This window comes from Micromonospora sp. NBRC 110038, assembly GCF_020884815.1.
Lineage (GTDB): Bacteria > Actinomycetota > Actinomycetes > Mycobacteriales > Micromonosporaceae > Micromonospora > Micromonospora haikouensis.
Map to the genome: position 1 here is coordinate 199,677 of NZ_BBOL01000005.1, position 23,229 is coordinate 222,905.

The window sequence follows — 23,229 nt, forward strand, 5'->3', positions numbered from 1 at the left end:
GAAGGGCCCCCTGCTAACGCATACGGTCGAGAAGCGTCCCCTTCTCACACCCCTCACCCGGCGGCGGGTGGGCGGGGAGCCGGCGTCAGGCGGCGCAGCTCCGGCAGGAGGCGGGTGGCCGCGTCCACCAGGACGGCCTCGTCCCCGGCGTACCAGCTGCTGGCCCGGGGCCAGTGCGTCACCACGTCGGTGAAGCCGAGGGCGGCGGCCCGCCCGACCTGCTCGGCGAAGAAGTCCGCGCTGCGCAGCGAGAACGCGGGGGCGGAGTCGAGCGACAGGTAGCGGTCCAGAGTGGCCGGGTCGCGGCCGGCCTCGGCCAGCGCCCGGTCCATCCGGGTGGTGAGGTCGGCGACCGTCCCCCACCACTGCTCCACGTCGTCGCCGCCCGTGCCGGTGGTGACCCAGCCCTGCCCGAACCGGGCCACCAGCCGCATCGAGCGGGGGCCGTTGGCGGCCATCACGAACGGCACCCGGGGCGTCTGCACGCAGCCCGGGTTGTTGCGGGCGTCCACGGCGGCGAACCAGTCGCCGCGCCAGGTGGTGCCGTCCTCGCGCAGGATCAGGTCGAGCAGCTCGACGAACTCGGCGAGCCGGTCGACGCGCTGGCGGGGCGGCAGCGTCTCCCCGCCCAGCACGGCCGAGTCGAAGCCGATGCCGCCCGCGCCGACGCCGAGCAGGAACCGGCCGCCGGAGACGTCGTCGAGGGCGGTGATCTGCCGGGCGAAGGCCGCCGGGTGCCGGAAGTTGGGCGAGGCGACGAGGGTGCCCAGCCTGATCCGGGAGGTCACCGTGGCGGCGGCGGTCAGCGTGGTCATCGAGTCGAACCAGGGCCCGTCGACCAGGTCCCGCCAGCCCAGGTGGTCGTACGTCCAGGCGTGGTCGAAGCCCCACTCCTCCGCCTGCCGCCAGCGGCGCTGCGACTGCGACCAGCGCTGGTCCGGAAGGATCACGATGCCAATCCGCATGAGCGCCAGCGTACGTCCTGACCGGCCGGGCACGCCCCGCCGAGGCAGCACCCGCCGCACGGTCGGTCACCAATCGTCCGCGCATCCCGTCGTGCGAAGTGTCCAGTTCGTTCACCACCCACGACCATCGGGAGTCGCCGTGAACGTCGCACTCTGGGCCGCGCAGGCGGTCCTCGCACTGATCTTCGCCTTCTCCGGGCTGGCCAAGGGCACCTGGTCCCGGGAGAGGCTACTCGCGGGCGGGCAGACGAGCGCCCGGATCGTACCCATGCCGCTGCTGCGCACCGTGGCCGCGCTGGAGGTCCTCGCGGCCGTCGGGCTGCTCCTGCCCGGGTTGACCGGCATCGCGACGTGGCTCACGCCGCTCGCCGCCGCCGGCCTCGGCGTCGTCATGGTCGGCGCGACGGGCATCCACCTGCGGCTGCGCGAGCCCGTCGCCGTGCTGGTCAACCTGACGATCCTCGCCACCTGCGTGTTCGTCGCCGTCGGCCGGCTCTGACGCCTCCGGGCCCGGCGAGCGCCTGTAGGCCGACAGAGCCGGGGCTGGCAGGGCCGGGGCTGGCAGGCTCGACGCCATGACGACCGGGACCGACTGGCAGGCGTGGCACCAGCCCTACGCCGACGAGGACTCCCCGCTGTCCCGCCGGCTGCGGCTGGTGCGCGGGGCGATCACCGCGTGGCTGGACGAGCGCCCCGACGAGCCGCTGGCGGTCGTCAGCGCCTGTGCGGGCCAGGGACACGACCTGGTCGGTGCGCTGGCTGGCCGGGCCGACGCGGCTCGCGTCCGCGCCACGCTGCTGGAGTACGACCCGGGCAACGTCGCCGCCGCCCGGGCAGCCGCCGCCCGGGCCGGCCTCGCGAACGTCGACATCCGGCGGGCGGACGCGGGCCGGCTCTCGTCGTACGCGCAGGCGGTGCCGGCCGACCTCGTGCTGATGGCGGGCGTCTTCGGCAACGTCGACGACCATGACGTACGCCGGACCGTGGCCGCCCTGCCGCAACTGTGCGCGGCCGGTGCCACGGTGATCTGGACGCGGACCCGGCGCGCCCCCGACCTGACCCCGGCGCTACGCGGCTGGCTGCGGGACGCCGGCTTCGCCGAGCGGTCGTTCCACGCGCCGGACGGGGTGCTCTTCTCGGTCGGCGTGCACCGGTTCACGGGCACGCCCCGACCGCTGGACACCTCCGGAGCGCTCTTCACGTTCGTCCGTCAACCATGATCGACTCCATGTCGGCGACACAGCGGTGTCACAGTGGCTCGGATGCCGCCATGTCGCCGACATGAAGTCGATGTTGCCGCCTCGAAAGGCCGAAGGCCCCGGCTCGGGACTTGCGTCCTGACCAGGGCCTTCGTGCGTGGAGCGGGTGACGGGAATCGAACCCGCACTGTCAGCTTGGGAAGCTGATGTTCTGCCATTGAACTACACCCGCAGGCGGACCCACTGTACCCGACACCGCTGACGCGTGCACCCAGGCACCCCCTCGCGCGCCCCATCATCTCGATCACGCCGACACCCGGCCGACCAAGATCCGCAGGCCATCGTCGGTACGCGGGATTTTCATCGCCGCAACATATGCCCATTCTCAAATCTCTCGATCGGTTGTAACGTCTCCCGCACGTTCAAGCCACGGCGCGACACACCCCCTGCCGCGCCGCCAGAAAGAGGTGGGCCCATGGGACTCCGTCCCAACCTGCTGACCCGGCGTACCGCCGGCGTCGCGTCGACGACCCTCGCGCTCCTGCTCAGCACCGCCGCCGTGGGTGTCGTCCCGGCCGCTTCGGCCTTCTCCGCCGCCCCGACCGAGGCGTGCGCCGAGCCGGCCGACGTCCACTCGGACGCCCGGGTCAAGGCCGGCGCGCACGCCAAGCACGAGCCGAACGAACTGACCGCCAAGGAGACCCGCGAGCGGGAGGCCGACCTCGCCGCAGCCCTGCGCGATCGGGCCAACTTCCGGGCCGGCGCCGGCGCCGCCGCGCTCGCCACCGTGACCATCCCGGTCGTCGTGCACGTCATCCAGGAGGACAGCACCCGCGCCGGCGGCAACATCCCGGACTCGATGATCAACTCGCAGATCAGCGTGTTGAACCAGGCCTACAGCGGCGCCACCGGCGGCGCGGCCACCGCCTTCAGCTTCCAGCTCCAGAAGATCAACCGGGTCACCAACCCGGCGTGGTTCCCGATCGTGCAGGGCTCCTCGGCCGAGCGCTCGATGAAGACGTCGCTGCGCGAGGGCGGCAAGAACACGCTGAACATCTACCTCGGCGAGCTGAGCGACGACCTGCTCGGCTGGGCCACCTTCCCGAAGCGCCGCCTGGACAGCATGGACGGCGTCGTCGTGCTGACCGAGTCGCTGCCGGGCGGCACCGCCACCAACTACAACCAGGGTGACACCGGCACCCACGAGGTCGGCCACTGGCTGAACCTCTACCACACCTTCCAGGGCGGCTGCTCCGGCTCGGGCGACAGCGTGAGCGACACCCCGGCGGAGGCGTCGCCGGCGTACCAGTGCCCGACCGGGCGGGACACCTGCACCGCGACCGGCCTGGACCCGATCACCAACTTCATGGACTACACCTACGACTCCTGCATGTACCAGTTCACCGCCGGCCAGGCGGCCCGCATGCTGACCGCGTGGAACGCGTACCGCGCGGCCTGACGCACCACTGCCGCTGATCGTCCCGGTGCCGGCTCCGTCTCCCGACGGGCCGGCACCGGCGTCTGTGGGGGGTCAGGCCGCCGCGCGATGGGCGCCGCGCCCGTCGAGGGCCGACCGCCGATCCGGTACGCCCACCGCGCCCCCGCCCGGGGCGGTGCTCGCGGCGTCGGTGGTGGCAGTGGTAGTGGTGGTCGCGGCACCGGCGGCCCCGGGGTCGAGCCAGACCTGCACCGCCGGCCGGCCGGTCGCCTCACCCGGGCGCACGGTGCCGGCGTCGCCGCGCCGGGCCAGCATCGCCACGTCGACGGTGAACTCGAAGAGCCGCCAGTCCACCTGCGGCGCGGCCCGCCCGATCTCGGCGAGCCGGGCCACCCGGGCCTGGTCGGTCACCGGCCTGGCGTGCCCGGCCACGTACGCCTCGTCGTCGCTGTCCTCCGGCGGGAAGGAGTGCAGCGCGTAGCGGCCGTCGCGTTCGAGGTCGCGCCGCTTCGGCGAGTCGACGACGAAGCAGAAGAGCCCCTCGTCGGTGATCACCGGGGACACCGGGTGCACCCGGGGCCCGCCGTCGGCGCGGACGGTGGCCAGGTAGCCGAAGCCCGGCCCGTACTGCTGCATGAGATGACGGATCCCGTCGGCGAGTCGTGGCTCGTCAGCGGCGAATTCGGACCAGGAAGCCATGCCGGCATTCTATCGAACACCTGTACGACACGCGAAGCGCGACGCGCGGGTCGGGCACCCGATTCGCAGGCCCGCTGAGCAGCCCCGCTGACCGGTCCCGCCCACCCACCTCGCTATGGTGTTGCGATGCTGCTCTCCGACCGCGACCTCGTCGCCGAGCTGAAGGCCGGCACGCTCGCGCTGGAGCCGTTCGAGCCGACCCTGGTGCAGCCGTCGAGCATCGACGTACGCCTCGACAAGCTCTTCCGGGTCTTCAACAACCACCTCTACACGCACATCGACCCGTCGGTGCAGCAGGACGACCTGACCTCCATGATCGAGGTGCCCGACGGCGAGCCGTTCGTGCTGCACCCCGGCGAGTTCGTGCTCGCCTCCACGCTGGAGGTGATCTCGCTCGGCGACCAGCTCGCCGGCCGGCTGGAGGGCAAGTCGAGCCTGGGCCGGCTGGGGTTGCTCACCCACTCCACGGCCGGCTTCATCGACCCGGGCTTCACCGGCCACGTCACGCTGGAGCTGTCCAACGTGGCGAACCTGCCGATCACGCTGTGGCCGGGCATGAAGATCGGCCAGCTGTGCATCTTCCGGCTGTCGTCGCCGGCCGAGCACCCGTACGGCTCGGCGGTCTACGGCTCGCGCTACCAGGGCCAGCGCGGCCCGACCCCGAGCCGCTCCTGGCAGAACTGGCGCACCTGGCCGCCCCGCTGACGCCCCGCTCCTCCCTGCGGCACGATGCGCCGTCCGCCGCCCGAGGGGTGTGAGGAGGGGCCCCTTCTTGCAGCTCAGGCGGGGCGGCCGAAGCTGTGGATCGGGCCGTCGTCGACACGCTTCATCTTCACCGGGACGCCGGCCCGGGAGGCGTGCACCACCCAGCCCCCGCCCACGTACATGCCGACGTGGTGCAGGTCGGAGTAGTAGAAGACCAGGTCGCCGGGGCGCAGGTCGGCGCGGCTGACCTTGGCGGTCACCGACCGCTGCTGGGCCGCGTTGTGCGGCAGCGAGACGCCGGCCTTCGCCCAGGCGGCCAGCATCAGCCCCGAGCAGTCGTACGAGTTCGGGCCCTCGGCACCCCAGACGTAGGGCTTGCCGATCTGGGCGCAGGCGAACTTCACCGCCGTCCCCGCGCCGCCACCCGGGTAGGACGCCGGGCAGGGGGCGGGCTTCAGCGGGCCGCCGCCTCCGTTGCCGTACACCTTCAGCCGCAGCTTCTGCAGGCGGTCGATCTCGGCGTTGATCTGCTTCTTCTTCGCGGCGAGCTGGGCCTCGGTGCGGGTGAGCTGGGCGACCATCTCGTCGAGGGGCTGCTTCTTCGCGGCCAGCTCGTCGCGGAGGTCGACGACCGCCTGGACGTCGTGCTGCTGGCGCTGGGCGAACCGGTCGAGCAGCTCCAGCTGCCCCATCATCTGGCTCGGCGTGCGGCTGCCCAGCAGGGCGTTGACCACCGAGAGGTTGTCGCCCTTGTACGCCTCGGCGGCGAGGCCCCCGACCTTCTTCAACGCCTCGTCCACCTGGCGCTGGAGCGGCCCGATCCGCGCGGCGAGCGCGTCGGCCTGCTTGCGCTTGGCGGCCAGGTCCTGGCGGGTGGCGTTGTGCCGCTCGATGATCGGTTCGAGCTTGTTCCAGTCCTCGTCGATCTGCCGCTCGATCTCGGCGACCGAGGGGTCGGCGTGGGCCACGGTCGGTGCGCCGGTCAGGACGACGGCGACGCCGACCAGGGCGGCGAGGAGGGTGGTGCAGCGTGACCAGCGGGTACGCGGCGCAGCCGGCATCCGGTCGGCGTCGGCCGACCGGCGTGACGGGCGCCGCGGGGCATGGAGTGCCACCGGGCTCCGTTCTCCTTCTTCCTCTACCGCCTACCGGGTTAGCTGACGGGTTCGGGCGGGAAGGGAGAGCGCCCTACCGCAGCGCCGCTGCGGATTCACCCCGGCGTACCTGGGTCCCCGGCTCGCTCGTAGGCGACTCGGCGGTGTCGCACCGTCACCGCCCGGCTGGGCGGTGCAGCTACCGGCCGACAATTGGCCAGAGTAGAGACGATCGCCGTCGATCCGCAACCCGACCGGCCGTGACACACCGTACATGCCCGTGGCCGACGTCGATGTCCGCGCACGGCGAAGGCCCCCGGTCTCACCAGACCGGGGGCCTTCGGGCGGTGCTGCGCGGCGCAGCCTTCGCGGGGGCCGGGCCGGGTCAGCCGGGTCGGCGGAAGCCGGCCACCGGCATGGTGTTGATGCTGCTCACGTTGACCGGCTTGCCGGCGCGGGGCGCGTGCACCATCTTGTCGTTGCCGATGTAGAGGCCGACGTGGTGCAGGTCGCTGAAGAAGAACACCAGGTCACCAGGGCGGGCCTCGGAACGCGGGATGGCACGGCCCTCGTTCCACTGGGCGCCGGTGAAGTGGGTCAGGTGGATCCCGGCCGCCTTGTAGGCGAACTGGGTCAGGCCGGAGCAGTCGAACGAGTTCGGGCCGGTGGCACCCCAGACGTACGGGTCGCCGACCTGGGCGCAGGCGGTCTTGATGGCGGTGCGGGCGGCCGCACTGACCACGCCGGTGACCGTCGGGCAGCCCTCGGTGGACACCACGGTCTTCGGCATCGACGCCTGGAGCCGCTTGATCTCACCGTTGATCTTGGTCTTCTTCGCCGCCAGTTCCTTGGTCTGCTTCTCCTGAGAGGCGATGAGCGTGTCGAGCTTCTGCTTCTCGGTGTCGTACTTCGCCCGGACGGCGAGCACGCCCTCGACCTGCTTGCGCTCCTGCGCGGCCAGCCGGTCCAGGATGGTCAACTGCTCGGCGAGGGTGCCCGGCTTGGTGCTGACCAGCAGCGCGCCGATGTCCTGCGACGGGCCGGAGATGTAGTAGCGGGAGGCGAGGTCGCCGACGCGGTTCATCGCCAGCTCTGTCTCGAGCGCCAGCGGCTCGATCTTCTTCTGCACCTCCGCCGCCTTCTCGCGGTTCACCTTGAGCTGGGCGCGGACCTTGTTGTACTGCTCGATGGTGGGCTCAAGCTGCTCCCACTGCTTGTCGATCTGCGCCTCGATCTCGTCCACCGACGGCTCGGCGTACGCGGGCGCGGTCAGTGTCCCGGCGCCGACGGCGACCGCCGCGACCAGGGTGAGCAGGCGGCGTGCGAAACGGCGGGCACCACCCGGGCGAGCGGTTGACCGTTCCGGGGCATGACGATGAGGGGGCATGGTTGCCACCGGCACCGACTCCTTCGCAACCGACCGCCGGGCGCCTCGCGAGAGGGAAGATCGAGGCAGACGACCCACAGCGGTCAGCGCCTCACATTAGGGGAGTCCCGCGCGAGGAATCAAGGCGGGTCGGCACACCGTGACGCCCCGCAAACCCTTCCTGCACAACGGGTGTGGGCCGCGCGGCGACGACGGAGAAGACGGGCACCGTGGCGGCCGGTCCGTCAGCCGACGATGGCCGTCAGCACGTCGTCGAGGGTCACCACGCCGAGCGGGCGGCGGCCGTCGCTCACCAGCACCATGTGCCGCCGCTCGCGGCGCATCGACAGCAGCAGGTCGGCCAGCGTACGGTCCGGCGGCACCACGGCCAGCGGGTGGTAGACCCCGGCCGGCACGGGGGCGCGGCGCTCCGCACCCGCGTACCCGAGGACGTCCTTGACGTGCACGAAGCCGAGCACCCGGCGGGTGGCGCGCTGCACCACCGGGAAGCGGGACCGGCCGGTGCGGGTGGCCAGCACCTCCAGCGAGGCCGGAGACACGTCCTCGGCCACTGTGGTCACCGTCGACCAGGGTTGCAAGGCGTCCGCCGCCGTGCGGGTGTGCAGCGCGAGCGCCCCGGTGATCCGGGCGTGCTCCTCGGCGTCGAGCAGGCCCTCTGTCCGGGCCTGCGACACGAGTCCGGCCAGCTCCTCGGCGGTGAACACCGTCTTGACCGCGTCCGTCGCCTCGACCCGCCAGATCCGCAGCACCTGCCGCGACGCCCACTTCATGGCCAGCAGCAGCGGCTTGGTCGCCGTGCAGAACGCCAGCATCGCCGGCCCCAGCCAGAGCGCCGACGGCTCCGGCCCGGCCAGGGTGATGTTCTTCGGCACCATCTCGCCGACCACGGTGTGCAGGAAGACCACCACGCCGAGGGCGATCAGGAACGCCAACGGGTGCACGGCACCGTCGGGCAGGCCCAGCGCGTGGAACAGCGGCTCGATCAGGTGGGCCAGCGCCGGTTCGGCGATCGCGCCGAGGCCCAGCGAGCAGATGGTGATGCCGAGCTGCGCCCCGGCGATCATCAGCGGGATCTGGTTCATCGCCGACAGCGCCCAGCGGGCCCGCTTCGAGCCGGCCGCCAGCGGTTCGATCACCGTCCGCCGGGAGGCGATCAGCGCGAACTCGCTGCCGACGAAGAACGCGTTGCCGAGCAGCAGCAGCACGGTTACCAGCAGTTCAGGCATCGTCCCCGGGCTCCTCCGGGCGCAGGACCCGCACCTGTTCGATCCGGTGCCGCTCCACCTCGACCACGGTGAACTCGTATCCGCCCTCCTCGACCGTCTCGCCGGCCACCGGGATGTGCCCGAGCCGGGCCATCAGGAAGCCGCCGAGCGTCTCGTAGGGGCCCTCGGGCAGCCGGAAGCCGGTCTGCTCGACCAGCTCGTCCTCGCGGAGCACCCCGTCGACCAGGACGGTCCGCTCGCCACCCGGCACGGTCAGCTCGACCGGCCCGACGTCGTCGACCGCGTCCGGGTCGAACTCGTCGGCGATCTCCCCGACCAGCTCCTCCACCAGGTCCTCCACGGTCACCACGCCGTCGGTGCCGCCGTACTCGTCGACGACGATGGCCAGGTCCGCGTTGGCAGCCTTGAGGGCGGCCAGGACGCCGTCGAGGTCGAGGCTCTCCGGCACGTACACGGGCTCGCGGGCGACCGACGCGACGGTCGTCCTGGCCCGGTTCGCCAGCGGTACGCCCAGCGCGTCCGGCACCGCCGCGACGCCGGTGACCAGGTCGAGGGTCTCCTCGAAGACGGGGAACCTGGTCCGCCCGGTGTGCTGGGCGAGGGTCAGCAGCTCGGCGACGCTCGCCGTGGCGCGCAGCGCGATCACGTCCACCCGGGGGGTCATGGCCTCGGCCGCCCGCTTGTCGCCGAACCGGATGGTGCGCCGCAGCAGCATCGCGGTGTCCGGCGGGAGCGCGCCGGCGCGGGCCGAGATCGCGGCCAGCAGGCCCAGTTCCTCGGGGGACCGGGCGCTGGCCAGCTCCTCCTGCGGTTCCACCCCGAGCCGGCGGACCAGCGTGTTCGCCGAGTTGTTCAGCCCCCGGATCAGCCACCCGAACGTCCGGGAGAAGCCGCGCATCCCCCGGGCGGTGGCCAGCGCGGCGGGCATCGGCCGGGCCAGCGCCAGGTTCTTCGGCACCAGCTCGCCGAAGAGCATGGACAGCAGGGTCGCCAGGGCCAGGGCGAGGAACGGGGTGAACCGGTCGGCCGCCGGCCCCAGCGGGTGCAGCGCCGGGGCGAACAGCCGGGCCAGCGCCGGCTCGGCCAGGTATCCGGTGAGCAGGGCGGTGATGGTGATGCCGAGCTGGGCCCCGGAGAGCTGGAAGGACAGCTCGTGCAGCGCGCGGCGGACCGTCCTGGCCGCGCCGTCACCGGCCGCGGCCCGTCGGTCGATCTCCGGCCGGTCCACCGTGACCAGGGCGAACTCGGCCGCTACGAAGAACGCGTTGCCCGCGGTCAGCAGCACGAAGCCGACCAGGGGCAACACCGTGGCAACCAGAAGACTGTCGATGATCGGTTCACCTCGGCAGGATTGTTCCACGACGGGCCGGGCCGCACATCACTACGCGCGGCACCGGCCTCGTCGGGTCAGCTGCCGGAGGTGGCGGTCTCCTTCTCGCCGGCGGCGTCGGCCGGCTTGATCGAGCGGAGCAGCACGCTGGCGACGTCGACCACCTCGACCTGCTCGCCGGCCCCCTTGCCGTTGACCCCGTCGTTGAGCATCGTCGAGCAGAACGGGCAGCCGACCGCGATGGTCCTCGCCCCGGTGGACATGGCCTCCTCGACCCGGTCCACGTTGATCCGCTTGCCGATCTTCTCCTCCATCCACATCCGGGCACCGCCGGCGCCGCAGCAGAAGGAACGCTCGCTGTTGCGCGGCATCTCGGTGATCTCGCCCTGGACGGAGTCGCCGAGCACCTCGCGCGGGGCGGCGAAGACCCGGTTGTGCCGACCCAGGTAGCAGGGGTCGTGGTAGGTGACGCCGCCGTCGACCGGCTGCACCGGGGTGAGCTTGCCGGCGCTGACCAGGTGGGCCAGGAGCTGGGTGTGGTGCACCACCTCGAACTCGCCGCCGAGCTGCCCGTACTCGTTGCCGAGGGTGTTGAAGCAGTGCGGGCAGGTCGCGACGATCTTGCGCTTGCTCTTCTCCCGGCCGTCGAACGCCTCGTTCAGCGTCTCGACGTTCTGCTGGGCGAGCATCTGGAAGACGAACTCGTTGCCGATCCGGCGGGCCGGGTCGCCGGTGCAGGTCTCGCCCTCACCGAGGATGGCGAAGGAGACGCCGGCCTCGTTGAGCAGGGTCGCGACCGCCCGGGTGGTCTTCTTGGCCCGGTCCTCGAACGCGCCGGCGCAGCCGACCCAGAAGAGGTACTCGAAGTCGTCGACCTCGCCGACGCGCGGCACCTCGAAGCCGAGCCCCTTGGTCCAGTCCTCGCGGGTGTTCTGCGGGGCGCCCCAAGGGTTGCCCTTGTTCTCCAGGTTGCGCAGCATGACGCCGGCCTCGGACGGGAAGCTCGACTCGATCAGCACCTGGTAGCGACGCATGTCGACGATGTGGTCGACGTGCTCGATGTCGACGGGGCACTGCTCGACGCACGCGCCGCAGGTGGTGCAGGACCAGAGCACGTCCGGGTCGATGATGCCGCCGTCCTCGGCGCCGCCGATCAGCGGCTTCTCGGCCTCGGCGAGCGCCAGCACGTCCACGTGGGCGAGCTGGGCGGCGGTGGCCTTCTCCTCGCCGGTGAGATCCTTGCCGCCGCCGGCCAGCAGGTACGGGGCCTTGGCGTACGCGTGGTCGCGCAGGCTGAGCACGAGCAGCTTCGGCGACAGTGGCTTGCCGGTGTTCCAGGCCGGGCACTGCGACTGGCACCGCCCGCATTCGGTGCAGGTGCTGAAGTCGAGCAGGCCCTTCCAGGTGAACTGCTCGACCTGGGCGACGCCGAACTGGTCGGACTCCGGGTCGGCCTCCTCGAAGTCGAGGGGCTTGCCCTGGCTCATCATGGGCCGCAGCGCGCCGAGGCCGGAGCCGGCCCGGCCCGGGTCGCGCTTGAAGAAGATGTTGAAGAAGGCGAGGAACCGGTGCCAGGCGACGCCCATCGTGACGTTGAGCGCGATGACGATCAGCCAGGTCATCGAGATGGCGATCTTGATGAGGGCGGCGATGCTGACGCCGGCCGACCAGTCGGGCAGCAGCGCGCCGACGGCGTGGCTGACCGGGGTGGCCCACAGCGGGTACTCGAAGTGGTCGGTGGCCACCTTGAAGCCCCGGATCACGAAACCCATGATCAGCACGGCGAGGACCACGGCCTCGACGAAGTAGCCCTGCCACATGGTCGAGCCGGTGAACCGGGAGCGCCCTCCCGGCCGGGAGGGCCGGTTGCGGATCCGGATCGCGATCAGCACTCCGATGCCGACCGTGCCGAGCACCGCGATCAGCTCGGTGACCAGGCCGTAGACCGCCAGGCCGCCGATCAGCGGCAGGCCGCCGGTCGGGGAGACGACCTCGAAGTATGCCTCCAGGACCAGCAGCGACAGCACGATGAAGCCGACCATGACGAACCAGTGCGCGGCGCCGACCACGCTCCAGCGGAGCATCCTGGTGTGGCCGGCGGTCTCGGCCAGCATCGTCTTCGTGCGGGTGCCCCGGTCGGCGAACCGCTCCGGGGCGGGCTGGCCCAACCGGACGACTGCCACGATCTTCATGACCGCGCGTACCGCAAGCCACACCGCCACGGCGGTGATGGCGGCCGCGAGGATCGTGGTGACGATCTGGACGCTGCCCATCGAGTTGGCCTCCCGGTCTGCTGCCTGTCGAGCGGCTCGGCGGCCGGGCCGGGTCAGGGGCGCGACCGGCGCAGCGCCTTCGTCGCACCCTGACCGGACCGGTCGATGACCTCGCTCCGCTCGGTCATGCAGTGCAGCCTACGCGAGAGTTACCCGACAGTAACGTGAGTCATCTCGCAGCTGAGCCGCGCCGCCCTGCGGACACCATAGGGTGCCCGCCGCCGAAACGCCGGGCAGGGGCCCGGCGGGGTGGCGTGGATCGTGCCGGAAGCAGGCCGGGGGTCAGGCTCCAGCCCGGCCGGTGACGGCCGGGCCCGCCGGGTCAGCGCCAGCGGGAGAGCAGGACCAGGGAGGCGACCATCGCGCCGAAGCCCACCGCGAGGTTCCAGTAACCCCACGACATGACCGGGTATTCCTGCTCGGAGAGGTAGTAGACCACCAGCCAGCCGATGCCAGCGACGATCAGGGCGACCGCCGTGACCGGCAGCCAGACCGGGCTAGGCTTGCGCGTCGCCGCCGTCGCCGTCGGACGCACGTCCGTCGGCGGGGTGTACACCTTCTTCTTGCGGACCTGAGACTTGGGCACGACGCTCTCCAGAGGGGGTGACGACCTCGTCCGGCCTGACAACCGGGCGCGGGGGCGACGGTCCATGGCCAATAATGTTCGACAGCTAGCGTAGTCCGGATGACCCGTTCAAGCCATGAATGGGGTCAGGCCGATGCACGGAGTGACCGAAAAAGGCGGGACTGTTCGGGTCGCCGCACCGGCCCGCGTCGTCGCGGGCCGACACGAGACGACGCGGAAGGAGCGCTCGGTGGAGTACACGTCCGGCGCGGCCTCCTGGCAGAAGGTTCTCCGCCGGGCGGTCGTCGGCCTCCTGCCCCGGCGTCCCCGGCAGCGGCGTCCGGGCTGGTCGATCGGCGTGCCGCTGATCGCCGCCGCGGCCGGGCTGCTGTTCACCACCACCGCGACGACCGCCGGTGGCACCGCGCTGCGCGAGGACCGCCGGCCCCAGCTCACCCAGCTCATCGAGGACCGCCGGGTGCAGGTCGCCGCGAGCGAGCGCCGGGCCGCCCAGCTCCGGGCCGAGGTCGAGGAGGAGACGGCGACCCTGGCCGATTCCGACGGCCCGATCAGGGAGCAGCGGGACCGCGCCGCCGCCAGCCGGCAGGACGCCGGGTTCACCGCGCTCACCGGGACGGGCGTCACGGTCGAGCTGAACGACGCCGTACGGCGCGCGGACCAGGAGCTGCCCGACGGTGCCACCAACGACGACCTGGTCGTCCACCAGCAGGACGTGCAGGCCGTGGTGAACGCGCTCTGGGCCGGCGGCGCGGAGGCGATGTCAATCATGAACGTCCGCGTCCTCGCCACCAGCGCGGTACGCTGCGTAGGTAACACCCTGCTGCTCCATGGGCGGGTGTACTCCCCTCCATTCAAGATCGTTGCAATCGGCGACCCCGCTGTGCTCCGGCAGGCCCTCGCCGCGTCTGAGGGAGTGCAGATGTTCAAGGGCGCGGTCAACGACTTCCAGCTGGGCTACCGGGAGACCGTCTCGACGGTCACGGTGCCGGCGTTCGAGGACTCGACAGCCCTACGCTCGGCGACGGTGCCCCGGTGACCCGGAGGCCCGACGACGGCTGGGACGGCCGGCACCGGGGCCGGCAGGAGGAGGACACGGCCTTCCTCCCCAGACTCGACCGCGCCGAACCGGCCACCCCTGGGCCGGCGTCCCCCCACCCGACCGCCCCTGGCCCGGCTAATCCTGGCCCGACGGGTTCTGGCCCGACCGCACCTGGCCCGGCTGCCGCCGACGCGGTGGCCGCCGCTCCGCCGGACCCGTCCCGCCCGGAGCGGCCCGGCCCGACCGGTCCCTGGCCCACGCCCGTGCTGACGCCCCGCCCGGCGGTGCCCCACGCCCAGCGGCCGGCGACGCCCGGCCGGGCACCCGCGGAGGCGGCCCCGCCCCTGGCCGGGCCCCGCGCCCAGCAGCGGCCCGCACCGGCCCCGGACCCCGGGCGCGGCACCGACTGGTTCGCCGGCACCCCGCAGCGGCCCGCATCCGGGCCACCGGCCCCGGCCCGCCCTCCGCTGGGCGCGCCCCCGCAGCCCCCGGCCCACCCCCCGCTGGACACGCCCCCGCAGGCCCCGGCCGCGCGGCCGCCCGTGGACGTCCCGGCCCGCCGGCCGGCGGCCGAGCCCGACCAGACGCCGTACGGACGTCCCTCGGGCAACGGCGCCGAGCCCGGGCGGGCACCGTACGAGCGGCGGCCCGTCGACGGCGACGCCGGGTTCGGGCCGGGTCACCGCCCGGCGAACGACACCGACGGTCCCACGGCCTTCCTCCCCCCGATCGAGGCGCGCGCCGCCGACCGCTCCGGGGCACCTTTCTCCCGTGGGTCCGGCTTCCCGGGCACCGCGCCGCCCGACGCGGTCAACCGTCCCCCTGCGGACCGCCGCCCCGGCCCGGTGCCGCCCGCTCCGGTGTCCCCGGGGGCGGGGCGTCCGGTTCCGCCGGGCGGCAGCCCTGGTCACCCCGTCGACCCAGCGGCCACCGCCGTCATCCCGGCGGTGCCCCCTCGGCCTCCGGCCCCCGACGCGACCGCGCTGATGGGCGCGGTGCCGCGCCTGCCCGACAACGGCGACGAGGCCGCCACCGACGGGGAGCCGGCCGAGCCGCCCCGGCCGCGTCGCGGCGAGCGGGTGGTCCAGCTCCGGGCCGAGCAGACCGACGAGGGCTACAAGAGCGTCTACTCCGACCTGACCCGCCCGACGTTCTGGAGCCGGTTGCGCACCGGGGTCCGGTTCACCGGCGAGCTGCTGATCACCTTCGGCCTGGTGGTGCTCCTCTTCGCCGGCTACGAGGTGTGGGGCAAGTCGGCCATCGTCGACGCCCACCAGAACGACCTCAGCAACCAGCTCGCCCAGGCGTGGGGTCCCACCGGCGACCCGACCGTCGCTCCCAGCGCGAGCGCGTCGGCGAAGCCGAAGCCGCCGGCGCACGGCAAGCCCATCGCCGGGCTCTACATCCCGAAGCTCGACAAGAACTGGGTCGTGGTCGAGGGGGTCACCCAGCAGGACATCCGGTACGCCCCGGGCCACTACCCGGACAGCGCGATGCCCGGCCAGGTGGGCAACTTCTCCGTCGCCGGCCACCGCAACCGGGCGACCTTCTGGCGGCTGGACGAGCTGAACCCCGGCGACGCGATCGTCGTCGAGGGCAAGACCGAGTGGTACGTCTACCAGGTCTACAAGTCGCGCATCGTCAAGCCCAACCAGGTCGAGGTCGTCGCTCCGGTGCCGATGCAGCCGGACGCGAAGCCGACGAAGAAGGTGCTCACGCTGACCACCTGCAACCCGAAGTTCGACAACTACCAGCGCCTGATCGTGCACGCCGAGCTGACCCGTACGCAGCCCAAGTCGGCGGGTCAACCGGCGGAGCTGGGGGGCTGACGATGTACGCCTGGATCTGGCGCAAGCTGCCGCTCGGCGTGCCCGGCAAGCTGATCGGCTCACTGCTGCTGGCCACCGCCACGGTGGCCCTGCTCTGGTACGTGGTCTTCCCGTGGGCGGAGCCGCTGCTCCCCTTCGACGACGTGCAGGTCACCCAGGACTCCGGGGTGCCGGGCGGCGGCTCAGGCGTGGACGGCAACGCCCCGCCGGCCGGCGACGAGCACGACCTGCCGTACGACACCGAGCAGAACAACACCCCGCCCCCCTCTCCGAGCAGGTGACGATGCGCGTCCTGGTGATCGACAACTACGACTCGTTCGTCTTCAACCTCGTGCAGTATCTCGGCCAGCTCGGGGTGGACTGCGAGGTGCGGCGCAACGACGAGATCGACGTCGAGGAGGTGGGGCGGGTCGGCGCGGCCGGCGTCCTGCTCTCCCCGGGGCCGGGCAGCCCCGACCGCGCCGGCATCTGCCTCGACGTCATCCGCCGGTACGCGGGCGAACTGCCGATCTTCGGCGTCTGCCTGGGTCACCAGGCCATCGGCGAGGCGTTCGGTGCCACCGTGGCCCGCGCCCCCGAGCTGCTGCACGGCAAGACCTCCGAAGTCAGCCACCACGGCGTCGGGGTGCTCGCCGGCCTGCCGGACCCGTTCACCGCGACCCGCTACCACTCGCTCGCCGTGCTGCCCGAGACCCTGCCCGAGGAGCTGGAGGTCACCGGCTGGACGGGCTCGGGGGTGGTGATGGCGATGCGGCACCGCACCCTGCCGATCGAGGGCGTCCAGTTCCACCCGGAGTCGGTGCTGACCGAGGGCGGTCACCTGATGCTGGCGAACTGGCTCGCCGCCTGCGGCCACCCGGAGGCGCTGGAGCGCGCCCCGGCGCTGGCCGCCGAGGTGGACGCGCGCCGCCGCGCCGCCTTCGCCGCCGCCTGACCGGCTCCCGGTTCCCCGCGCTGAGCGGCGCTGGCTGGGAGCTGTCTGTCGGCGAAACGGGGCGATCCGGCCCGATGGACGACGCTCCCCGAGCGACGCCGACGCCGCCGCGACGACCTCGGCGGCCCGCCGTGTCGCCGGCAGGGTGTGGATCAACGCGCTCGTCGGTCGGCGAACGCGTTGATCGGCGAGCCTCGGCCGGCGTCAGTCCTGGTTGAGGCGGACCGGCGGGGTCGGGAAGGGCAAGCCGCCGCCGTTGCCGCCACCCCCGCCGTCGATCGGCGGGGTCGGTGTCGGCGTGACGGGCGGGTTGCCCGTCGGCTCGGTCGGCTCGGGGGTGGGCTCGGGGATGTCGACCTCGATGGTGACCCGCTTGCCCCGCTCCAGCTCCGTGCCGCCCCGGGGGTTCTGGCCGGACACCTTGCCGGCCTGGTCGGCGGGGACCTCGTCGCCGTCGACGATCTTCACCACGTAACCGGCCTGCTCCAGCTCGCGCTTGGCGTCGTCGGCCGAGGAGCCGACGACGTTCGGCACCTGCCGGACGTTGCCCCGGGAGACCTCCACGGTCACCTTGCTGTCCTCGGCGACCTTGGTGCCGGACTTCGGGGAGACGTTCGTGACGATCCCCTCCGGCGAGGAGCTGCTGACCTCCTTCTTGACCACTTCGAGCTTGAGGGCCTCGAGCTGCTGCTCGACGTTGTCGAACTGGGAGCCGACCAGCCCGTTGGGGATCGTCACCTCCGGCTTGCCGGAGCAGATCTGGATGGTGACGCCCCGGCCCTTCTCCAGCTGGGTGGTCGGCGGCGGCTGCTGCGCCGCGACGGTGTCCTTCTTGCAGGTGCTGTTGGCGATCGGGTCGCCGACGGCGGGGACCAGGCCGGCCTGTTCGAGCTGGGCCACCGCCGCCGCCTGGGTCTGGCCCGTCAGGTCGGGGACGGCGATCTTCTCGGCGCCGCCCCGGCTCATCGCGTAGGCGGTGACCAGGGCGATGATCGCGAGCACGCCGAGCGCGGCGAAGGTGGCGATCACCCAGGAGGACGCCCGGCGCTGGCGCGGGTCGCCGACCCGGGCCGGCATCTGCTGCCGGGTGGCCGCGCCGCCGACGACCTGCGTCGGGTAGCCCGACCCGGCGGCCGACATCGGCGCGGTCTCGGCCTCACGCATCACCGGGGTGGCGAGCACCGGCCGGCCGGCCGCCGCGCGGAGCAGGTCGGCCCGCATCTCGCCGGCGCTCTGGTAGCGGTTGAGGGGGTTCTTCGACAGCGCCTTGAGCACGATCGCGTCGACGGCGGGGTTGACGTCCGGGTTGATGTCGCTCGGCGTCGGCGGGGCCTCCCGCACGTGCTGGTACGCCACGCTGACCGGGCTGTCCCCGACGAACGGCGGGTGGCCGCAGAGCAGCTCGAACAGCACGCAACCGCCGGCGTACACGTCGGAGCGGGCGTCGACCGCCTCGCCGCGCGCCTGCTCGGGCGAAAGGTATTGCGCCGTGCCGATGACCGCGCTGGTCTGCGTCATCGTGGTGGCGCCGGAGGCCAGCGCCCGGGCGATGCCGAAGTCCATCACCTTGACCTGGCCGGTCTGGGTGAGCATGACGTTGCCGGGCTTGATGTCGCGGTGGATGATCCCGTGCCGGTGGCTGAACTCCAGCGCGGCGCACATGTCGGCGCAGATCTCCAGCGCGCGGCGCGGCTGGAGCCGCCCCTCGACGCCGAGCACCTCCTTGAGGGTCCGCCCGTTGACGAACTCCATCACGATGAACGGCAGCGTCTCGCCGGTCGGCCCCGTCTCCTCGCCGGTGTCGTAGACCGCGACGATGGCCGGGTGGTTGAGCGAGGCGGCGTTCTGCGCCTCCCGGCGGAACCGCATCTGGAAGGTGGCGTCGCGGGCCAGATCGGCCCGGAGCATCTTGATCGCGACGTCGCGACCGAGCCGGAGGTCACGGCCGCGGTGCACCTCGGCCATGCCGCCGTAGCCGAGCAGCTCGCCGACCTGATACCTGCCACCGAGCAGGCGGGCCTGCGCTGTCATCGCGTCTGTCGTCCTTCGCTCGTCGTCGTCTCGCCGCCGCCCGGCAGGAGTCGTTCCACTCGACGGTACGGCGTCCCGGACGGATCGTCGCGCCCACCGGCCTGCAGCGCGCCGGACGCCGCGGCCCGGGCACCGGACCCGCCGGGGTCACCGGCTGCCGCATTCTTCCGCAGGTTGTAGGAAATCACGCCGGAGCAGAGCAGGACCAGTGTGGCCACCAGGATGAACAGCCAAACCGCCCCTGACCTGGACCGCTGCGGCGGGGCCGGGGGCGGGCCGGGCTGGCGGGCGTACGCGAGGGGGTTGGCCTGGCGGACCGGGGCCGGCGGCGGCACGGTCGCCGCGCCGCGCGGGTAGGCCGGCTGGTTGGCCACCGGCGGACGGGGCACGCCGGCCGGCGGGTGGGGCTGCTGGTGCACAACGGGCGGGCGGGGCTGGTGGGTGACCGGGGAACGCGGCTGGGGCGGGGCCGACGTCGGGACCGGGCGCTGCTGCGGCGGGCCGGAGGTCGGCACCGGGCGCTGCGCCACCGCGGGCGGCCGGGGCTGCTGCCGGGAGGCGGGCGGCACCTGGGCACGCGCCTGCGGGCCGGCCGGGGACGCCGGGGCGGCGGAGACCTGCCCTACGTGACCGCCGCCACGGGACTGCTGCCCGAGCGCGAGCTTCGCCTGCCGGGCCACCCCGGCGAGGGCGGCGGCGCTGGGCCAGCGGGCGGCCGGGTCCTTCGCCATGGCCCGCTCGACGATGGCCCGCACCGGGGGCGGGATGTCCGCCGGCAGCGGCCGGGGGGTGTCCCGGACGTGCTTCATGGCGATTTCCAGCGGGTTGTCGCCCTCGAACGGCCGTCGGCCGGCCAGGCACTGGTAGGCGACCACGCCGAGGGCGTAGACGTCGGAGGCGGGCGTGGCCACCGCGCCGGTGGCCTGCTCGGGGGAGATGTAGGAGGCGGTGCCGAGCACCGAGCCGGCGGCGGTGAGCTGGGCGACCAGCTCCGACCGGGCGATGCCGAAGTCGGTCAGCACGAGGGTGCCGTTGGGCCGGACCAGCAGGTTTCCGGGCTTCACGTCGCGGTGCACGATGCCCTTGCAGTGCGCCGCGTGCAGCGCGTCGGCGGCCTGGGCGAGCAGGGCCATGGTGCGCGCCGGGGTGAGCCGGCCGACCCGGCCCAGCGTCGAGGAGAGCGCGTCACCCTCCACGTATTCCATCACCAAAAAGGCGATCTGCTGGTCGTGGCCGAAGTCGTAGACGTCGACCACGCCGGGGTGGTTGATCGTGGCCATGGTGCGGGCCTCGCCACGGAAGCGCTCGGCGAAGTCGGGGTCGTCGAGCAGCGCCGGGAGCAGGCTCTTCACGGCGACCGTGCGGCCCAGCACCTGGTCGGTGCCGCGCCACACGTCACCCATGCCGCCGCTGGCGATCCGCTCGTCGAGGCGGTAGCGGTTGCCGAGCTGGACCCCGGGGCTGAGCATGTCAGCGCCCCCCGGAGTCGGCGGCCGCCGCCTGCATGATCTTGCCGGCGATCCGGGCCGCCTCGGCGCTGCCGCCGCTGCCCGCCTCCTCCAGCACCACGCACACGGCGGAGACCGGGGTGCCCTTCGAGTCCAGGGCGAAGCCGATGAACCAGCCGTGGTCGGGGGTCTGCGGGCCCGACTGGGCCGTGCCGGTCTTGCCGCCGACGGTGTAGCCGTTGAACTTCGCGTTGCGGCCGGTGCCGTTCTCCACCACGCTCACCATCATGTCGCGCAGGTCCGACGCGACCTGCCCGCTGACCGGCTGGCGCAGCTCGCGCGGCTTGGCCGTGTAGTAGCTGGTGGTGCGGTCCGGTGCGAGGAGCTGCCGCACCAGGTAGGGCCGCATCTGGCTGCCGCCGTTGGCGACCGCCCCGGCGATCAGGGCCCCCTGCAGCGGGGTCATCTTGACGTCCCGCTGGCCGATGGAGGACTGGGCCAACGCGGCCGGGTCGGTGCTGCCGTCGGGGCCCTGCATGGCCCCGGTGCGGCTGGCCGCCACCGGCAGCCCGCCCTCACCGAGCTGGCCGACGGTCAGGTCGTCCTGCTCGAAGCCGAACTGCCGGGCCTTCTCCTTCACCTTGTCCGCGCCGAGCTCCACGCCGAGCTTGGCGAAGCCCGTGTTGCAGGACTCGGTGACCGCGCTGATCAGGCTGACCTCGGACTCCGGGCAGATCGACGGCACCGCGTTGCGGATCGGGGTGCCCGAGGTCGGCGGGGTGTAGCTGGGGCCGGCCGAGATCTGGGTGTTCTTGCCGATGCCGTTCTCCAGCGCGGCGGCGGCCACCACGATCTTGAAGGTGGAGCCCGGGGGCAGCACCTCCGACAGCGCCCGGTTCTTCAGCGGGCCACCCTCGGCGCTCTCCAGCTTGTTGTACGCCGCCGTCGCCTCGTCCGTGTCGTGGCTGGCCAGCGGGTTCGGGTCGAAGCTGGGCATGGAGACCAGCGCCTGCACCGCGCCGGTGCGCGGGTCGAACGCGATCGCCGCGCCCTTCTTCGCCCCGACCTGGTTGTTGGACAGCCCGTTGAACGCGGCGTCCTGGGCCCGCTTGGAGAGGGTCAGCAGCACGTTGCCGCCGCCCGTCTCGTCGCCGGTGAACATGTCCTTGATCCGGTTGGCGATCAGCGCGTCGCTGGTGCCGGCGAGGAAGTCGTTCTCGACCCGCTCGATGCCGGTGTCGCCGAGGTTGACCGGCTTGTAGCCGAGGACGTGCGCGTACTTCTCGCCGCCGGGGTAGGTGCGCAGGAACCGCAGCTTGCCGCCCGTCTCCTTGCTGGTGGCGAGCGCCGTGCCACCGGCCTCGATGTTGCCGCGCTTGCGCTCGTACTCGGCCACCTGGACCCGGCCGTTGTAGTCGCTGTTGCGGTATTCGTCGGCCTTGTAGGCCTGGATCCAGTTCAGGTTCGCGAAGAGCAGACCGAACAGGACCATCGCGACGACACCGACGCGGCGCAGGGGTGCGTTCACGGCCGGATCACCTCCGTGGGGGCACCGTGCAACTGCTCGGGTGGGCCGCCCCCTGGTCGGGCCGCCGGGCCGCCGCCACCGGTCACCGGGCGGCGGGCCGCGTCGGAGACCCGCAGCAGCACCGCGATGAGCAGCCAGTTCGCCATCAGCGACGAGCCACCGGCGGAGAGGAACGGGGTGGTCTGACCGGTCAGCGGGATGAGCTTGCTGATCCCGCCGACGATCACGAAGACCTGGAGGCCGAGGGTGAAGGCGAGGCCCCCGGCGAGCAGCTTGCCGAACGAGTCCCGCACGGCGAGCGCGGCCCGCAGGCCCCGCTCCACGATGAGCAGGTAGACCACCAGCAGCGCGGAGAGGCCGAACAGGCCGATCTCCTCGCCGATGCCGGCGAAGATGAAGTCGTTCTGCACCTCGGGGATCTCCAGCGGCTCCCCGCCGCCCGGCCCTGCGCCGAACAGGCCGCCGCTGCCCAGCGCCAACAGGCCCTGGACCAGCTGGTAGCCGTCCTGGTAGGGGTCGGCGAACGGGTCCAGCCAGATCTGGGCCCGCAGGTGGAAGTTGGCGAACGGCCCGCCGACGACGCCGCCGAGCACGTACGCGAGGTAGGCGCCGCCGAAGAACAGGATCAGACCGATGAGCAGCCAGCTCACCCGCTCGGTGGCGATGTAGAGCGTCACCACGAACATGCCGAAGTAGAGCAGCGAGGTGCCCAGGTCCTTCTCGAAGACGAGCACCAGCACGCTCAGCGCCCAGACCGCGAGCACCGGCCCCAGGTCCCGCCCGCGCGGGAAGTCGATGCCCAGGAACCGGTGGCTGGCCAGCGACAGCACCTCGCGCTTGCGCACCAGGTAGTAGGCGAAGAAGGCGAGCAGCGCGAGCTTGGCGAACTCACCCGGCTGGATCTGCCCCACCCCGGGCACGATGATCCACAGCTTCGCGCCGTAGATCTCCGAGTATTTCGCCGGCAGCACCGCCGGGATCATCACCAGCACGATGCCGGCGAGGCCCAGCGTGTAGGCGTACCGGGAGACCGACCGGTGGTCGCGCATCAGCGCCAGCAGGCCGGCGGCGAGCATCACCGACGCCAGCGTCCAGGCGAACTGGCGACCGCCGTTGCCGGCGAAGATCGCCAGCGACTCCCGGTCGGCGGGGGCGGCCCGGGCCAGGTCGAGCCGGCGCAGGAAGCCCACCCCGATGCCGTTGAGCAGCGCCACCGCCGGCAGCAGGGCCGGGTCGGCGTAGGGGGCCAGGAACCGGATGACGACGTGCAGGGCGAGGAAGACGCCCGCCAGCACGGCGGTGGGGACCCAGAAGTCCGGGGTGACCGTGTCGAGCACGGTCGCCTCCACCGTCGCGCCGTACGCGGCGACGATCACCAGGGCCAGCAGCAGCAACGACAGTTCGGCGTTGCGCCGCGACCGGGCCAGGCGTACGCCGGGCTGCTCGCCCGTCGTTGCGGGCGAGGCGGCCGGTGCGGCGGCTGCGGTCACGGAGGTGTCCTCGGGTTTCTCAGCCGAC

The 23,229-nt window shown here is 72.7% G+C and carries 20 protein-coding genes, 1 tRNA gene and 1 riboswitch; of the genes, 8 read left to right on the forward strand and 13 right to left on the reverse strand.

Annotated features, from left to right (window positions below; translation table 11 throughout):
• Window positions 1–53: 53 nt before the first annotated feature.
• The gene (locus tag LPU61_RS19255) at window positions 54–965 is read right to left on the reverse strand and encodes an LLM class flavin-dependent oxidoreductase (RefSeq protein ID WP_229405674.1); all 912 of its coding nucleotides are present in this window, start codon (window positions 963–965) and stop codon (window positions 54–56) included.
• Window positions 966–1,104: 139 nt separating this feature from the next.
• Here LPU61_RS19255 and LPU61_RS19260 point away from each other — a divergent pair, with 139 nt between their 5' ends.
• Window positions 1,105–1,464 carry a DoxX family protein gene (locus tag LPU61_RS19260; protein ID WP_043961106.1) on the forward strand — a complete coding sequence of 120 codons (360 nt, stop codon included), beginning with the start codon at window positions 1,105–1,107 and terminating at the stop codon, window positions 1,462–1,464.
• Window positions 1,465–1,540: 76 nt separating this feature from the next.
• Complete coding sequence (locus LPU61_RS19265) at window positions 1,541–2,185, forward strand: SAM-dependent methyltransferase (protein WP_229405675.1); 645 nt, start codon at window positions 1,541–1,543, stop codon at window positions 2,183–2,185.
• A 137-nt stretch (window positions 2,186–2,322) separates the two neighbouring features.
• Here LPU61_RS19265 and LPU61_RS19270 read toward each other — a convergent pair.
• Window positions 2,323–2,396: transfer RNA gene (locus LPU61_RS19270), tRNA-Gly, on the reverse strand.
• 243 nt (window positions 2,397–2,639) lie between these two features.
• On the opposite strand from LPU61_RS19270, the gene LPU61_RS19275 reads away from it, so the two are divergent.
• A complete protein-coding gene (locus LPU61_RS19275) occupies window positions 2,640–3,623 on the forward strand; it encodes a zinc metalloprotease (RefSeq protein ID WP_229405676.1) in 984 nt (327 codons plus the stop codon).
• 72 nt (window positions 3,624–3,695) lie between these two features.
• On the opposite strand, the gene LPU61_RS19280 is transcribed toward LPU61_RS19275, so the two are convergent.
• Entirely contained in the window at window positions 3,696–4,301 is a 606-nt protein-coding gene (locus LPU61_RS19280; RefSeq protein WP_043961090.1) for a pyridoxamine 5'-phosphate oxidase family protein, read from the reverse strand.
• A gap of 126 nt (window positions 4,302–4,427) precedes the next feature.
• Here LPU61_RS19280 and dcd point away from each other — a divergent pair, with 126 nt between their 5' ends.
• On the forward strand, window positions 4,428–5,006 hold the full coding sequence (gene dcd, locus LPU61_RS19285) for a dCTP deaminase (protein WP_043961089.1): 579 nt from the start codon (window positions 4,428–4,430) through the stop codon (window positions 5,004–5,006).
• Window positions 5,007–5,080: 74 nt separating this feature from the next.
• On the opposite strand, the gene LPU61_RS19290 is transcribed toward dcd, so the two are convergent.
• The 6 genes from LPU61_RS19290 to LPU61_RS19315 form a co-directional block, all read right to left on the reverse strand.
• Entirely contained in the window at window positions 5,081–6,121 is a 1,041-nt protein-coding gene (locus LPU61_RS19290) for an NlpC/P60 family protein (protein WP_229405677.1), read from the reverse strand.
• 12 nt (window positions 6,122–6,133) lie between these two features.
• Window positions 6,134–6,274, reverse strand: a riboswitch (cyclic di-AMP (ydaO/yuaA leader).
• Window positions 6,275–6,485: 211 nt separating this feature from the next.
• A complete protein-coding gene (locus LPU61_RS19295) occupies window positions 6,486–7,502 on the reverse strand; it encodes an NlpC/P60 family protein (protein ID WP_082106123.1) in 1,017 nt (338 codons plus the stop codon).
• Window positions 7,503–7,711: 209 nt separating this feature from the next.
• Window positions 7,712–8,713 (reverse strand): hemolysin family protein, encoded by a 1,002-nt coding sequence (locus tag LPU61_RS19300; RefSeq protein WP_043961086.1) that lies wholly within the window; start codon window positions 8,711–8,713, stop codon window positions 7,712–7,714.
• The gene (locus tag LPU61_RS19305; RefSeq protein ID WP_043963668.1) at window positions 8,706–10,016 is read right to left on the reverse strand and encodes a hemolysin family protein; all 1,311 of its coding nucleotides are present in this window, start codon (window positions 10,014–10,016) and stop codon (window positions 8,706–8,708) included. The genes LPU61_RS19300 and LPU61_RS19305 overlap by 8 nt, the downstream gene beginning before the upstream one ends.
• 104 nt (window positions 10,017–10,120) lie before the next feature.
• The gene (locus tag LPU61_RS19310; protein ID WP_229405678.1) at window positions 10,121–12,316 is read right to left on the reverse strand and encodes a (Fe-S)-binding protein; all 2,196 of its coding nucleotides are present in this window, start codon (window positions 12,314–12,316) and stop codon (window positions 10,121–10,123) included.
• A 322-nt stretch (window positions 12,317–12,638) separates the two neighbouring features.
• Window positions 12,639–12,902, reverse strand: coding sequence for a cell division protein CrgA (locus LPU61_RS19315; protein WP_043961083.1), 264 nt, complete (start codon window positions 12,900–12,902; stop codon window positions 12,639–12,641).
• Window positions 12,903–13,131: 229 nt separating this feature from the next.
• Here LPU61_RS19315 and LPU61_RS19320 point away from each other — a divergent pair, with 229 nt between their 5' ends.
• From LPU61_RS19320 to LPU61_RS19335, 4 genes are read left to right on the forward strand one after another with little or no spacing between them, the layout of a single operon-like run.
• Complete coding sequence (locus LPU61_RS19320; protein ID WP_229405679.1) at window positions 13,132–13,938, forward strand: DUF881 domain-containing protein; 807 nt, start codon at window positions 13,132–13,134, stop codon at window positions 13,936–13,938.
• Window positions 13,935–15,770, forward strand: coding sequence for a class E sortase (locus tag LPU61_RS19325; protein ID WP_374199695.1), 1,836 nt, complete (start codon window positions 13,935–13,937; stop codon window positions 15,768–15,770). The genes LPU61_RS19320 and LPU61_RS19325 overlap by 4 nt, the downstream gene beginning before the upstream one ends.
• 2 nt (window positions 15,771–15,772) lie before the next feature.
• On the forward strand, window positions 15,773–16,051 hold the full coding sequence (locus LPU61_RS19330; protein ID WP_043961080.1) for a hypothetical protein: 279 nt from the start codon (window positions 15,773–15,775) through the stop codon (window positions 16,049–16,051).
• Window positions 16,052–16,053: 2 nt separating this feature from the next.
• Window positions 16,054–16,704 (forward strand): aminodeoxychorismate/anthranilate synthase component II, encoded by a 651-nt coding sequence (locus LPU61_RS19335; RefSeq protein ID WP_043961079.1) that lies wholly within the window; start codon window positions 16,054–16,056, stop codon window positions 16,702–16,704.
• 204 nt (window positions 16,705–16,908) lie between these two features.
• Here the strand turns inward: LPU61_RS19335 and pknB are convergent, their stop codons facing one another.
• Genes pknB through LPU61_RS19355 form a run of 4 tightly spaced genes read right to left on the reverse strand, consistent with a single transcriptional unit; the run spans window position 16,909 to window position 23,201 of the window.
• Window positions 16,909–18,735, reverse strand: a complete 1,827-nt coding sequence (gene pknB, locus LPU61_RS19340) for a Stk1 family PASTA domain-containing Ser/Thr kinase (RefSeq protein ID WP_043961078.1) — start codon at window positions 18,733–18,735, stop codon at window positions 16,909–16,911.
• A complete protein-coding gene (locus LPU61_RS19345) occupies window positions 18,732–20,204 on the reverse strand; it encodes a serine/threonine-protein kinase (protein ID WP_229405681.1) in 1,473 nt (490 codons plus the stop codon). The genes pknB and LPU61_RS19345 overlap by 4 nt, the downstream gene beginning before the upstream one ends.
• A 1-nt stretch (window position 20,205) precedes the next feature.
• Window positions 20,206–21,711 carry a penicillin-binding protein 2 gene (locus LPU61_RS19350; protein WP_229405682.1) on the reverse strand — a complete coding sequence of 502 codons (1,506 nt, stop codon included), beginning with the start codon at window positions 21,709–21,711 and terminating at the stop codon, window positions 20,206–20,208.
• Window positions 21,708–23,201: an FtsW/RodA/SpoVE family cell cycle protein gene (locus LPU61_RS19355; protein WP_043961074.1), complete on the reverse strand. Its 1,494-nt coding sequence runs from the start codon at window positions 23,199–23,201 to the stop codon at window positions 21,708–21,710. Before LPU61_RS19355 ends, LPU61_RS19350 begins: the two co-directional genes overlap by 4 nt.
• Window positions 23,202–23,229 lie beyond the last annotated feature (28 nt).